We start from the raw sequence: 11,950 nt of genomic DNA, 5'->3' as shown, positions 1-11,950 counted from the left end.
GAACCGGCCTTGCACGTCCAGGAATGGCTCGAGACCGTACCGGCCGTCAGTATCTACGCGCTGGTGGGCGTGGTCATCGGTCTGGAGAGCCTGGGCATCCCGCTGCCGGGTGAGATCGTCCTCGTCTCCGCCGCGCTGCTCTCCTCACAGCACGGCGAGCTCAACCCCGTCGTCCTGGGGATCTGCGCCACGGCGGGCGCCATCATCGGCGACTCCATCGGGTACGCGATCGGACGCAAGGGCGGCAGGCCGCTCCTGGCCTGGCTGGAACGGAAGTTCCCCAAGCACTTCAGCGCCGCGAACGTCGGCAGCGCCGAGCAGTCGTTCCAGAAGTGGGGCATGTGGGCGGTCTTCTTCGGCCGCTTCGTCGCGCTGCTCCGCATCTTCGCGGGACCCCTGGCCGGTGTGCTGCGCATGCCGTACTGGAAGTTCTTGATCGCCAACGTCCTGGGCGGCATCGTCTGGGCGGGCGGCACGACCGCCGTCATCTACTACATCGGCGTCGTCGCCGAGGACTGGCTCAAGCGGTTCTCGTACTTCGGTCTCGCCATCGCCGTGCTGATCGGCGTCGGCTCCATGCTGCTGGTCAAGCGCCGCGCCAAGAAGTCCGCGGCGGCACGCTCGGACGCGGAGGCCTCCGAGACGCGGACGGCGGCCGAGCCGGTCCCCGTTCCGGCCGCCGACTGACGTCACTTGGCGTGGGCGTCCCGGTGGGCCTTGGCCAGCTCGACGTACATCGTGCCGTTGAGGGTGATGCCCGCGCGCTCCTCGTCCGTGAGCGGGCGGCGGACCTTGGCCGGTACGCCCGCGACGAGGGAACCGGGCGGGACGATCATGCCCTGCGGCACGAGGGCCTGCGCCGCGACCAGCGAACCGGCGCCGATCACCGCGCCGTTGAGGACCGTGGCGCCCATGCCGATCAGGCAGTCGTCCTCGACGGTGCAGCCGTGCAGGACGGCGTTGTGGCCGACCGAGACCCGCTCGCCGATGGACATCGGGAAGCCGAGGTCGACGTGGAGGCTGCAATTGTCCTGGATGTTGCTGTCGGCGCCGACGACGATGGGCCCGCCGTCCGCGCGGAGCACCGCGCCGTACCAGGCGCTCGCTCCGGCGTGCAGGGTCACCTCGCCGATCAGGACCGAGGTGGGTGCGGTGAAGGCGTCCCGATCAATCTTCGGGTCCTTGCCGCCGATCCCGGTGATGAGTGCCTCGTGGCCCATCGGATGTCTCCATTCGTACGTGACGCGCGCCTGGCGGAACCGTACGGGACGCGGGTGGGGCCGCCGCCCCGTGGGGTGAAGATCACAGGGGCCCGGGCTCACCGCGCCGCGCCCGGCTGAGTAACGTGAGCGCGTGCCGAAGAACAGGAACACGTTCTCATCCGCGGTCGCCGAGTGGCGGCGCCGCGCGACCCAGCGCGCCGTCCACGCGGGCTGGGCCTGGGTGCAGCGGACGGGCGCGGTCACCGCGCAGCGGCCGGGACGGCTGCGGTTCGGGGCGATCGGCCACGGCACCAAGCTGTCCTTCCCGCAGGGGACCGTCTTCGGTGAGCCGTGGATCCGCATCGGCGACCACTGCATCATCGGCGAGCAGGTCACCCTCACCGCCGGGATGATGCCCGACCTCGACCTCGGCCCCGAACCGATCCTGCGCATCGGCAACGGCGTCGTGCTGGGCCGCGGCAGCCACGTCATCGCCGACACCACGGTGACGATCGGCGACGACTGCTACTTCGGACCCACGGTGTACGTGACGTCGACGAACCACTCGTACGACGATCCGCACACGCCCATCGGCAAGCAGTGGCCCCGCATGGAGCCCGTCGAGATCGGGTCGGGCTGCTGGATCGGCACGAACGCGGTGATCCTGCCGGGGGCGCGGATCGGGCGCAACGTCGTGGTGGCCGCGGGGGCGGTCGTCCGCGGTGACGTTCCCGACCATGCCGTGGTGGCCGGGGCGCCGGCCCGGGTCGTGCGGACGTGGGACGCGGAGGCGGGGTGGCAGCCGCCTCTGCGCACGCCCGCGCCCATACCCATTCCTGACGGGGTCACGCCGGAGCAGTTGCTCGCGCTGGGGGAGTTGGAGGGGTAGTCCGCTGCCTTTGCCGGCCGCGGGCGTGCTCCCGGGGTGTTGCTAGCTCGCCAGCAACACCGTGCCCACAAGGGCCAGGCCCGCCCCCGCCGCCTGCACGCCGCGCAGACGCTCCTTGAGGACCGCACGCGCCGCGATTGCCGTGATCACGGGGTACGTCGAGGAGAGCACCGCGGCCAGGGTGATCGGGCCGTTCTGCGCGGCCAGGGAGTACGTGCCGTTGGCCGCGACATCCGCCAGGCCGACGAAGGCCAGCGCCGGGAGCGCCGACCGGATCAGGCCCATGCCCGTGCCCTCGGGGAGCGCCGTGCCGCCCCGCCGCACGGAGACGAACAGCGCCGCCCCGCCCGCCGCCACGTTCGTCACGCGCTGCACGAACAGCGCGAGGAACAGGCCCGTGAGGTTGCTGGAGGCCTCGGAGATCAGGGCGAGGACCGCGCCGAAGCCGAAGGCCGCGAGGAGGGTGAGCAGGACCGCATGGCGCTGCACGGGGGCGCCCCGCAGCTCGGGGCCGCCCGCGAGCACGATGCCCACGACGGCGACGACGAGCCCGGCGAACTGCGCGACGCCCGGCCGCTCGCCGAGGAAGAGCCCCACCGCGACGGGCACGACGACACCGACGGAGGCGAGCGGCGAGACCACGCTCATCGGGCCGATGGCCAGGGCCTTATAGAAGGCGAGCATCGCCACCGGGCCGAGCAGGCCCGCGGCCACCGCGAACCACAGCTGCGGCCCCCACTCCGTCCAGCCGCCGGTGGCGACCACGATGGCGCCGAGGACGAGCACGGCGATGGTCTGCGAGGCGACGACGACGGTGAGGGCGGGGATGCGCCGGGTCAGCAGTCCGCCGCCGAAGTCGGCGAGCCCGTACATCAGGCTGGTCGCCAGAGCGAACAGTGCGGTCATCGGAGATCCTCGCAGTACAGTGTGGTGAACCATTAAGTGCACCACACCGTAGTGCACTATCGTGAACTCTGTCATCCAATACATTGGACGGAATGTGTCGGACCTCGATCAGCTCACCCAGTCGCTCGCCCGCAACCTCAAGCGCTGGCGCTCGGAACGGGGCTTCACGCTCGACGCGCTCGCGGGCCGCGCGGGCGTCAGCCGCGGCATGATCATCCAGATCGAGCAGGCCAGGACCAACCCCAGCGTCGGCATCACGGTGAAGCTCGCCGACGCCCTGGGCGTCAGCATCACCACCCTCCTCGACTACGAGCAGGGCCCGCACGTGCGGCTCGTGCCGCCGGAGCAGGCGGTGCGCATGTGGTCCACGGACGCCGGCAGCAGCACGACGCTGCTCGTCGGGACCGAGGTGCGCGGGCCCTTCGAGCTGTGGGCGTGGAAGCTGATGCCCGGCGAAGGCAGCGACTCGGACGCCCATCCGCCGGGCACCATGGAACTGCTGCACGTCGCCGCGGGCGAACTGACGCTCCTGGTCGACGGCGTGGAGCACCTCGTGCCGGCCGGATCCGCCGCCTCGTTCGAGGCCAACGTGGCCCACGGCTACCACAACAAGGGTGCCGAACCGGTCGAGATGACCATGTCGGTGTCGGTCCCGCCGGCGCACGCCTCCTCGTACTGAGCCCGCGGCCCGGGCCTCCGTACCTCGGCGCCCGGCCGGTTTGTTAGCGTGCGGCCATGCGTGCACCCATGGGCAACTTCGACGCCGTCCGGCCCGCCCCCGAGGCCCTGGACCTCCTCGTCGCGCCCGTCGCCGACGCCGTGCGCGGATGGAGCGGGTCCGTCCCCGCCGAGCAGGTCCTGCACGTCGACACCGACCCGCAGTGGGCCGACACCGCCACCTTCGTGGAGCACTACGGTCAAGACATCCTGGAGCAGTCCGCGAACTGCGTCGTCGTCGCGGGCAAGCGCGGCGGCGAGACCTCGTTCGCCGCGTGCCTGGTCCTCTCCACGACCCGCGTCGACGTGAACGGCGTCGTGCGCCGCCAACTCGGCGCGCGCAAGGCCTCCTTCGCCCCGATGGACACCGCCACCGGCGAGACAGGCATGGAGTACGGCGGCATCACCCCGATCGGCCTGCCCGCCGACTGGCCGCTGCTCGTGGACGCCGCCGTCGTCGACCTGCCCTACGTCCTGATCGGCAGCGGCAGCCGCCGGGGCAAGCTCATCGTGCCCGGCAAGGCCTTCGCCGAGCTGCCGAACGCCGTGGTGCTCGACGGGCTCGGCGCGGCCTGACCCGGGCGGCACTCACGCGCCGCTCACCGGCACACTCCCCGCGCCCGCAGCCGGGCGATGTCCTGCGGGCCGCGCCCCAGCTCGCCGAGGATGCGCTCGGTGTGCTCGCCCGCGGCCGGCACCGGATCCATCCGCGGGGCCACGCCCTTCAGGTCCGCCGGCGGCACCAGCGCCTGCACGGGCGAGCCGCCCGGGATCGCGACCTCCCGCCAGCGGTCGCGCTCGACCAGCGCGGGATGGGCGAGGAACTCGGCGACCGAATTGACGCCCGCGTTGGCGATGTTGGCACGGTCCAGGAGCTCCATGGCCTCCTCGCTGCCGAGCCCGGCGAAGCGCGCGGAGATGATCGCGTCGAGTTCGTCGCGGTGCGCGACCCGGTCGGAGCCGGTGGCGAACCGCGGATCGCCGGTCAACTCGGGCCGCCCGATGACCTGTTCGCACAGGGCGGCCCACTCGCGCTCGTTCTGCACGGACAGCAGGACGTCCTTGCCGTCGGACGCGGTGAACGGGCCGTAGGGCGCCACCGTCGCGTGCCGGGCCCCGACGCGCGGCGGCTGCGTGCCGCCGTAGCGCGTGTAGTACGCGGGCTGGCTCATCCACTCGGCGAGCGCGTCGAAGAGGGAGACCTCGACGGCCCGGGCGCGCCCGGTGGTCGCCCGGGTGAAGAGCGCGGAGAGGATGCCGCTGTAGGCGTACATCCCGCCCGCGATGTCCGCGACCGAGATCCCCGCCCGTACCGCCTCGTCGGGCGTGCCGGTCAGCGAGAGCAGCCCGGTCTGGCACTGCACGAGCAGGTCGTACGCCTTCCGGTCCGCCCAGGAGCCGCTCGTGCCGTACCCGCTGACCGTGCACGGGATCAACGAGGGGTAGCGGGCCTGGAGCGCGTCGGCACTCAGGCCCAGGCGGCCGGCGGCGCCGGGGGCGAGGTTCTGCACGAACACGTCCGCGCCCGCGAGGAGTTCGTGCAGGATCTCCCGGCCCTCGTCGGACTTCAGGTCCAGGGTGAGGGACTCCTTGGAGCGGTTGAGCCAGACGAAGTAACTGGCCTGGCCGTGCACCGTGGTGTCGTAGCGCCGGGCGAAATCGCCGCCCCCGGGACGCTCCACCTTGATCACGCGGGCGCCCAGGTCGGCGAGCTGACGCGTGGCGAAGGGGGCGGCGACGGCCTGCTCCAGGCTGACGACGGTGATGCCCTCCAGGGGGAGGGGAGCGTCCGGTTCGTGATGCGGCGCCATGACTGCCTCTCGTTCGCGGGTCCTGCCTTGGCCGTAACGATCACACAGGCCGTGGGGGCGGCCTGCGTCAATCGTCCTCGCCCACGACCGCCTTGGACGCGAGCCGTCCGTCGGCGAAGCAGACGCGGTAGCCGTCGTCCGACATCAGGCGGGTGCTGTAGTACGCGCAGTCCTGGCCGCGCGGCACCGCGGGCGCGCCGTCCGGTGGACCGTCCCTGGTGTACTGCGGCAGCCGGGACTCCACGTCGCCCCGCGGCTCCCCGACGCCCAGACCGTCGTACACGTCCCGGTCGAGCACCGAGAGGGACGAGCTGATCAGGCCGAGGGGCAGCATGAGCAGCAGGATTCCGGCGAGTACCGCGAGCGGGGCGACGACCGTCTGCGTGAGCCGGCGCCTGACCTGCCGCCGCGCCAGCTCCAGTTCACGTGCGGAGGTGGTGGGGCGGGGCGTGTCGGCCGCGCGCGGCGCCGCTCCCGCCGCGGGCAGCTCGGCGGTCACCGCGAAGCCGCCGTCGTCCGTCGGATCGGCGCTGAGGGTGCCGCCCGCAAGGCGCACGCGTTCGTCGAGGCCGATAAGACCGCTGCCGCCGGACGCCACCCCGGCCAGGCGGCCCGCGGCCGGGGCCGGGCCGTTCACCACCGTCAGGCGCAGCGTGGTGCCGTCGCGCGCGACGCGGGCCCGGACCGGGGCGCCGGGCGCGTGTTTGGCGGCGTTCGTCAGGGCCTCCTGGAGCACGCGGTGGGCGGCGAGAGCGACCATCGGCGCCAGGTCGTCCGTCGCACCCGACCGTTCGAGCGTGACCTCGACCCCGGACGCCCGTGCGCGCTCGACCACGGCCTCAGGGCTCTCCTCCGACGGCGCCCGGGGCGCCGGTTCGTCGTCGGCCCGCAGCACGCCGATGATCTCCCGCAGCCGTTCGGTCGCCGCGCCCGCGGCAGCGCGCAGTTCACCGACGGCCGCCTGCTGCCGGGCATCGAGAGCGGGATCGACCTCCAGCACCCCCGCCTGGAGCGCGATGAGGGTCAGCTCGTGGCCGAGCGAGTCGTGCATGTCACCCGCGATCCTGGCCCGTTCCCTGATCCTGGTGCGGTCCGCGACGGCCTGCTGCTCGTGTTCCATGCGCTCGGCGAGCCGCCACCCGGCGGCCGTCAGATCCGCGTACTGGCGGCGGCAGCGGCCGAGCAGCCAGGGCAGCACCACGGCGATGAGCAGCGTCAGGAGCATCGTGGGCCAGGCCCACAGATCGCTGGACACGACCGCGCACAGCACCAGACCGGCCGTCGCGACCCCGCCGAAGAACCACAGGGCCGGACGCGCGGTGCCGGCGCGGCTGCCCGCGAGCCAGCCGAAAAGGGCGAGAGCCCCCCAGTACGCGGGCGCAGGCAGCTCCGCGTCCGTCATCAGGCTCAGCGCGACCGGCACCGCGAGCGCAGCCAGCGGCCGGCGCCTGCGGAAGGCCACCGCGACCCCGAGGAGCGGGACACCCGCGGCCGCCACGACCGCGTCGCGTCCGTCGGGACCGAGGGCGACCGAGACCGGTGGCGCGCACACCACGAGCCACAGCCCGATGTCGAGGAGCCGGGGAAACCAGCCGGGTATGCCGCGCATCGCCCCAGCATCTCCGATCACCCCTGGCCCGTTCACCCCTGACCCGTGCCCCTGCCGAGCCCCCGCATCACCTGAACCCCCCTCAGACTCGGGCATCCCGGATGTCATGCGGTGCCCTCACTCCTGGGTGACGAGCCCCGCCTCGTACGCGAGGATCGCGGCCTGCACCCGGTTCTTGAACCCCAGCCGGGCGAGGACCTGGCTGACGTACGCCTTCACCGTGCCCTCGACCACATGCAGCCGCCCGGCGATCTCCGCGTTCGACAGACCGGCGCCGACCAGGGCGAGGACCTCGCGCTCGCGTGCCGTCAGGTCCTCGACGCGGGCCCGGGCGGTGGCCTGCCTGCCGAGCTGTCCGGCGCCGAGGTGGGAGATGACCCGCCGGGCGACCGACGGGGAGAGGTAGGCGCCGCCCTCGGCGACGGCCCGGACCCCGGCTATCAGCTCGCGCGGATTGCCGGACTTGAGGAGGAAACCGGCCGCTCCCGAACCGAGCGCGCTCGCGACGTACTCGTCCTCGGAGAACGTGGTGAGCATCGCCACCGCCGTCCCGGGGGCTGCCCTGTGCAGTTCGGCCGCCGCCTGAAGGCCGTCGAGCCGGGGCATCCGGATGTCCAGGAGGCAGACGTCCGGGCGGTGCCTGAGCGTGAGGTCGACGGCCTCACGGCCGTCCGCCGCCTCGGCGACGACCTCGATGTCGTCGGCCGTGCCGAGGATCGCCCGCACCCCGGCCCTGATCATCAACTCGTCGTCGGCAAGCAGCACTCGGATCATGCGGGCACGCTACCCCGGCCCTCGGCCGGCCTCGACGGCCTTCGGTCCTGTGGCCGCGCCCGCCGTTCACCTGATGCTCATGAGGGTCGTGACCATCGGTCTCGCGGTCATCGTGCGCAGTTCAGCCGGGGCCATCACCGTGCTGGTGGTGCTGCTGTTCACCGTGACGCATCTCTGACCCCGGCCACGGCGGCCGTCCCACGTCGCCGCACGGCCGTCCCTCCCCGAACGGAGCCGGATCTGTCATGCCCTCGACATCGGCCACACCGACACCCGTCACCCCCACCGCCCTCACCGCCCCCACCGTCCCCTCCGCCCGCTCGACGCCCCTCGCCGCCTCGACACCCGCCGCGCCCGGCTCGTACGTCACCTCCATCGCCGACTCCGACGAGCAGATCCGGGCCGCGCAGCGGCTGCGGTACCGCGTCTTCGGCCAGGAGCTGGGCGCCACGCTCCCCACCTCCGTGCCCGGACACGACGTGGACGCCTTCGACGCCCTCGTGGACCACCTGATCGTCACCGACACCACCACCGGCGAGGTCGTCGGCACCTATCGCCTGCTGCCGCCGGGGCGGGCCGAACGGTCCTACTCGGACGGCGAGTTCGACCTCAGCGCCCTGGCGGGCCTCCGGTCCGCCACCATCGAGGCGGGCCGCTCCTGCGTACACCCCCACCACCGCTCCGGCGCGGTGATCAACCTGATGTGGTCGGCGCTCGCCCGCTACGTCCTGCTCTCCGGTCACCGCTACCTCGCCGGCTGCGCCTCGGTGCCGCTGTCCGACGGCGGCCGGGCGGCGTCCAGCGCCTGGCTGCTGGGCACCTCCAAGCACGCGTCGCCGCCGGAGCTGCGGGTGCAGCCCCGACGCCCCTGGGTGCCCACCGGCCCGCCGGTGGAGAGCCCCTCGTACGCCGATCTGCCACCACTCCTGCGGGGGTACCTCCGGCTCGGCGCGTGGATGTGCGGGGCGCCCGCGCACGACCCCGAGTTCGACGTCGCCGACTTCTTCGTCCTGCTCGACATGGACCGGCTCGGTGACCGCTACCGCCGCTATTTCCTGGGGGAGACGCCATGAGCCCGGCGGGGGCGCCGGCGGCGGCGTGCACCCCGGCCTGCGTCGCGCGCTCGGCGGCGGAGGTACCGCCGGCCGAACTGGCCCGCCGGTACGCCGCGTTGACGTACGAGATCGGTCTCGCCGTGGCCCAGGGCGACCGGCTGGCGCGGCCGGGCGCCGTGCGGGCGCGGGCCCGGGGCATCCTGGACGCGCTCGGCGTACGGCTCGACGCGGGCCAGGAGCGGCTGACGGTGGCCGGTCCGGGACCCGGCACCCTGATCGTCGCCAATCACATCTCCTGGCTCGACGTCGTCAGCCTGCTCGCCGTCGAGCCGGTGACGGTCCTCGCCAAGCGGGAGGTGGGCCGGTGGCCGGTGGTCGGCACGCTCGCCAGACGGGCGGGCTCCCAGTTCATCGACCGCGACGGACTGCGCCAACTTCCCCGTGCGGTGGCCGAGCTGGCGTCGACCCTGCGCTCGGGGCAGTCGGTCCTCGTCTTCCCGCAGGCCACGACCTGGTGTTCGGTGGCGGGCGGCCGCTTCCGCCGTGCGACCTTCCAGGCGGCGGCCGACGCGGGCGCGCCCGTCCGCCCGGTGGCCATCCGCTACTACCGGCACGGCGTCCCGAGCACCACGGCCGCGTTCCTCGGCGAGGAGACCTTCGGGGCCTCCCTGCACCGCGTGGTCCGCGCCCGGGGGCTGGCCGTCCGCGTCACCGCGCACGCCCCGCTGCACGGCTCCGACCGCAGGGAACTGGCCGCCGAGGCGCAGGCGGTGATCGGGGCCCGGGAGGCGCCGGCTCATGTCTGAGCGGCCGGACGGTTTGGACGGTCCGGGCGGTCCGGGCGGTTCGCACGACATCTCCCGGACCGGGAACTCGCGGCCCTGCGCGGCCGACTCCTGAACAGGCGCGGGTACGACGGTTCCGCGCCCCGCGCCCACGAAGGTCAGGTCCACCGGTGTCAGGAGAGCCGCGATGAGCGATCGCCCCCCACTGCAACTGCTCTGCGGTTTCCTCGCACTGCTCGCGGTGGTCTTCGCGGTGTCGTACGGCGTGGGGGCGGCCGTCGGCCCGGGCGCACCCGAGACGACCCGGCGGACGGGGACGGACGGGCGGACCGGCCCGGCGACCGGGGAGGACCCCGGTGCGGAGCCCGGCGCGGACATGGAGGACATGCACCCGGGCGGCGACATGGGAGACATGCACTCCGGGCGCTAGCTCTTCGCCAGGAGTCGTGGCGCTCCGGGCGCGAGGTCTCCCCCAGGAGTCGGGCCGCGGGGCCGTCCAGTTCCCCGGGGGCGCTGTGCCGTGGCTCACATGACCGGTGAGGGTGAGCGGTCGGGGTTCATTTCGCGTACCCGTCGGTGAAACGAGTGGCGCGAATGCAAGGATGGCCCCGCCATGACTGCTGGGTGGTGTTCTCGCGCGGTACGGGCTGCGGTGTTCGCGGCCGCCTGTGTGCTGCTCGCTGCCCTGGGGCACGTCCTGATGTCGGGGGCGTCCGTGCCCGGGTGGACGCTGGGCGCCGGGGCCGTCGGAGTCGGCGGCACGGCATGGCTGCTGGCCGGACGCGAGCGGGGGCTCCCCCTGGTCGTCTCCCTGGCGGTGGCCGCCCAGACCGCCCTGCACTCGGGGTTCTCCCTGGCCCAGGCCGCCGCGCAGCCGTCGGGCGGGGTCTCGCTCGGGCGCCGGTGGGTGCAGCACGTGCTCTGTGCCACGCCGATGGGCTCCGGCCCGAGCGGCGGCAGAGCGCAGGGCTCGGTCATGTCGGCGCCGATGCCGGGGTCGGGCGCGACGACGTCCATGCCCGCGATGCCGTCGATGTCTTCCATGTCTTCCCCGTCCTCCATGTCGTCGATGGAGCACATGGATCACATGGGCGGGGGGCATGACATGGGCGGCATGTCGCCAGCGGGCATGCTCGCCGCCCACCTTCTCGCCGCGCTCCTGTGCGGGCTCTGGCTCGCCCACGGCGAACGCGCCGCCTTTCGTGTCGCGCGCGCCTTCGCCGGGTGGCTCGTCGCCCCGCTGCGGGTTCCGCTCGCGCTGCCGACGCCCGTACACCGTCCCCGCATCCGGCCCCACCGGCACCGTCCGGCGAGCCGGCTGCGGCAGTTGCTTCTCGTGCACGCCCTCACCTCTCGGGGTCCGCCCGCCGGGACCGCTGTCGCCTGACAGCCGGTTCCCCGACGCCCTTTCGACGCGCCACGCCGCGCGTCTCGACGGCTCGCGCATCGGCCGTACGCACTCGCGCACGGCCGTACCCCCCTCACCGGACCTCACCGGACCACCGGACCCGCGGACGCACTGAACGCGTCCGCGTACGTACGGGGTGGTCCGGGACCCGGATTCCCGAGAAGGACACCAGGTGATCATTCCTGCCCTGCCCAGCTCACCCGACGAGTCGATAACGGCCTGGGCGCTCGCCGCCCGCGCCGGAGACCCCGAAGCGGTCGAGCACTTCGTACGCGCCCTCCACCGGGACGTCCGCCGGTACGTGACGTACCTCGGCGGCGACCCGCAGGCCGCCGACGACCTGACGCAGGACACGTTCCTGCGGGCCCTCGGCAGCCTGCACCGCTTCGAAGGCCGCTCGTCCGCCCGTACGTGGCTGCTCTCCATCGCCCGGCGCGCGGTGATCGACAGCCTGCGGTACGCCGCGGCCCGGCCCCGCCTCTGCGACACGGACGACTGGCAGTCCGCCGCCGAGCGGGCCCAGCCCAGGGGCCTGCCGGGCTTCGACGACGGCGTGGTCCTCGCCGACCTGCTGGCGACGCTGCCCGACGAGCGGCGTGAGGCCTTCGTCCTCACCCAGCTCCTCGGGCTGCCGTACGCGGAGGCCGCGCTGCTCACCGGCTGCCCGGTGGGCACGGTCCGCTCGCGCGTCGCGCGGGCCCGGCTCTCGCTGATGGAGCGCCTGCGGGAGGCCGAACGCCCCGCGCTGGTGGGCGCCGCGGCCTGACGCACCGCATGGCCGCCCGGCTGCGACG

General features: G+C 73.5%; 14 protein-coding genes. 9 read left to right on the top strand and 5 right to left on the bottom strand.

Features of this window, described 5'->3' with window-relative positions:
* Nucleotides 1–9 precede the first annotated feature (9 nt).
* Entirely contained in the window at nt 10–687 is a 678-nt protein-coding gene (locus QBL25_RS08305; protein ID WP_409056376.1) for a DedA family protein, read from the top strand.
* A 2-nt stretch (nt 688–689) separates the two neighbouring features.
* Here QBL25_RS08305 and QBL25_RS08300 read toward each other — a convergent pair whose 3' ends face one another.
* Nucleotides 690–1,220 (bottom strand): gamma carbonic anhydrase family protein, encoded by a 531-nt coding sequence (locus QBL25_RS08300; RefSeq protein ID WP_409056375.1) that lies wholly within the window; start codon nt 1,218–1,220, stop codon nt 690–692.
* A 133-nt stretch (nt 1,221–1,353) separates the two neighbouring features.
* Here QBL25_RS08300 and QBL25_RS08295 point away from each other — a divergent pair, with 133 nt between their 5' ends.
* The gene (locus tag QBL25_RS08295) at nt 1,354–2,091 is read left to right on the top strand and encodes an acyltransferase (protein ID WP_409056374.1); all 738 of its coding nucleotides are present in this window, start codon (nt 1,354–1,356) and stop codon (nt 2,089–2,091) included.
* A gap of 42 nt (nt 2,092–2,133) precedes the next feature.
* On the opposite strand, the gene QBL25_RS08290 is transcribed toward QBL25_RS08295, so the two are convergent.
* A complete protein-coding gene (locus QBL25_RS08290) occupies nt 2,134–2,997 on the bottom strand; it encodes an EamA family transporter (RefSeq protein ID WP_409056373.1) in 864 nt (287 codons plus the stop codon).
* A gap of 94 nt (nt 2,998–3,091) precedes the next feature.
* Here QBL25_RS08290 and QBL25_RS08285 point away from each other — a divergent pair, with 94 nt between their 5' ends.
* Both QBL25_RS08285 and QBL25_RS08280 read left to right on the top strand, forming a co-directional pair.
* A complete protein-coding gene (locus tag QBL25_RS08285; RefSeq protein WP_409056372.1) occupies nt 3,092–3,676 on the top strand; it encodes an XRE family transcriptional regulator in 585 nt (194 codons plus the stop codon).
* A gap of 56 nt (nt 3,677–3,732) precedes the next feature.
* Nucleotides 3,733–4,290 (top strand): YbaK/EbsC family protein, encoded by a 558-nt coding sequence (locus QBL25_RS08280; RefSeq protein WP_409056371.1) that lies wholly within the window; start codon nt 3,733–3,735, stop codon nt 4,288–4,290.
* A 23-nt stretch (nt 4,291–4,313) separates the two neighbouring features.
* Here QBL25_RS08280 and QBL25_RS08275 read toward each other — a convergent pair whose 3' ends face one another.
* The 3 genes from QBL25_RS08275 to QBL25_RS08265 all read right to left on the bottom strand — a co-directional run bounded on the left by QBL25_RS08275 (nt 4,314) and on the right by QBL25_RS08265 (nt 7,908).
* Nucleotides 4,314–5,525, bottom strand: coding sequence for a CaiB/BaiF CoA transferase family protein (locus QBL25_RS08275; RefSeq protein ID WP_409056370.1), 1,212 nt, complete (start codon nt 5,523–5,525; stop codon nt 4,314–4,316).
* Between the two features lie 67 nt (nt 5,526–5,592).
* On the bottom strand, nt 5,593–7,134 hold the full coding sequence (locus tag QBL25_RS08270) for a histidine kinase (protein ID WP_409056369.1): 1,542 nt from the start codon (nt 7,132–7,134) through the stop codon (nt 5,593–5,595).
* A 117-nt stretch (nt 7,135–7,251) separates the two neighbouring features.
* On the bottom strand, nt 7,252–7,908 hold the full coding sequence (locus tag QBL25_RS08265; protein WP_409056368.1) for a response regulator: 657 nt from the start codon (nt 7,906–7,908) through the stop codon (nt 7,252–7,254).
* Nucleotides 7,909–8,153: 245 nt separating this feature from the next.
* Here QBL25_RS08265 and QBL25_RS08260 point away from each other — a divergent pair, with 245 nt between their 5' ends.
* From QBL25_RS08260 to QBL25_RS08240, 5 genes are all read left to right on the top strand, one after another.
* Nucleotides 8,154–8,981 (top strand): GNAT family N-acetyltransferase, encoded by an 828-nt coding sequence (locus QBL25_RS08260; protein ID WP_409056367.1) that lies wholly within the window; start codon nt 8,154–8,156, stop codon nt 8,979–8,981.
* Nucleotides 8,978–9,769, top strand: a complete 792-nt coding sequence (locus QBL25_RS08255) for a lysophospholipid acyltransferase family protein (protein WP_409056366.1) — start codon at nt 8,978–8,980, stop codon at nt 9,767–9,769. Before QBL25_RS08260 ends, QBL25_RS08255 begins: the two co-directional genes overlap by 4 nt.
* A gap of 166 nt (nt 9,770–9,935) precedes the next feature.
* Nucleotides 9,936–10,178: a hypothetical protein gene (locus QBL25_RS08250; protein WP_409056365.1), complete on the top strand. Its 243-nt coding sequence runs from the start codon at nt 9,936–9,938 to the stop codon at nt 10,176–10,178.
* Between the two features lie 183 nt (nt 10,179–10,361).
* Nucleotides 10,362–11,135, top strand: coding sequence for a hypothetical protein (locus QBL25_RS08245; RefSeq protein WP_409056364.1), 774 nt, complete (start codon nt 10,362–10,364; stop codon nt 11,133–11,135).
* A gap of 193 nt (nt 11,136–11,328) precedes the next feature.
* A complete protein-coding gene (locus QBL25_RS08240; protein WP_409056363.1) occupies nt 11,329–11,922 on the top strand; it encodes a sigma-70 family RNA polymerase sigma factor in 594 nt (197 codons plus the stop codon).
* The last annotated feature ends 28 nt before the right edge of the window (nt 11,923–11,950 follow it).

Source organism: Streptomyces sp. SYP-A7185 (genome assembly GCF_046103685.1).
Lineage (GTDB): Bacteria > Actinomycetota > Actinomycetes > Streptomycetales > Streptomycetaceae > Streptomyces.
The sequence above is the reverse complement of the archived record's forward strand: the minus strand, read 5'-3'. Positions and strand labels throughout refer to the sequence as shown.

Coding starts and splice junctions, on each gene's coding strand:
- QBL25_RS08300 (WP_409056375.1), bottom strand. CDS start 1,220: ATGGGCCACGAGGCACTCATCACCGGGATCGGCGGCAAGGACCCGAAG.
- QBL25_RS08290 (WP_409056373.1), bottom strand. CDS start 2,997: ATGACCGCACTGTTCGCTCTGGCGACCAGCCTGATGTACGGGCTCGCC.
- QBL25_RS08280 (WP_409056371.1), top strand. CDS start 3,733: ATGCGTGCACCCATGGGCAACTTCGACGCCGTCCGGCCCGCCCCCGAG.
- QBL25_RS08275 (WP_409056370.1), bottom strand. CDS start 5,525: ATGGCGCCGCATCACGAACCGGACGCTCCCCTCCCCCTGGAGGGCATC.
- QBL25_RS08270 (WP_409056369.1), bottom strand. CDS start 7,134: ATGCGCGGCATACCCGGCTGGTTTCCCCGGCTCCTCGACATCGGGCTG.
- QBL25_RS08265 (WP_409056368.1), bottom strand. CDS start 7,908: ATGATCCGAGTGCTGCTTGCCGACGACGAGTTGATGATCAGGGCCGGG.
- QBL25_RS08260 (WP_409056367.1), top strand. CDS start 8,154: ATGCCCTCGACATCGGCCACACCGACACCCGTCACCCCCACCGCCCTC.
- QBL25_RS08255 (WP_409056366.1), top strand. CDS start 8,978: ATGAGCCCGGCGGGGGCGCCGGCGGCGGCGTGCACCCCGGCCTGCGTC.
- QBL25_RS08250 (WP_409056365.1), top strand. CDS start 9,936: ATGAGCGATCGCCCCCCACTGCAACTGCTCTGCGGTTTCCTCGCACTG.
- QBL25_RS08245 (WP_409056364.1), top strand. CDS start 10,362: ATGACTGCTGGGTGGTGTTCTCGCGCGGTACGGGCTGCGGTGTTCGCG.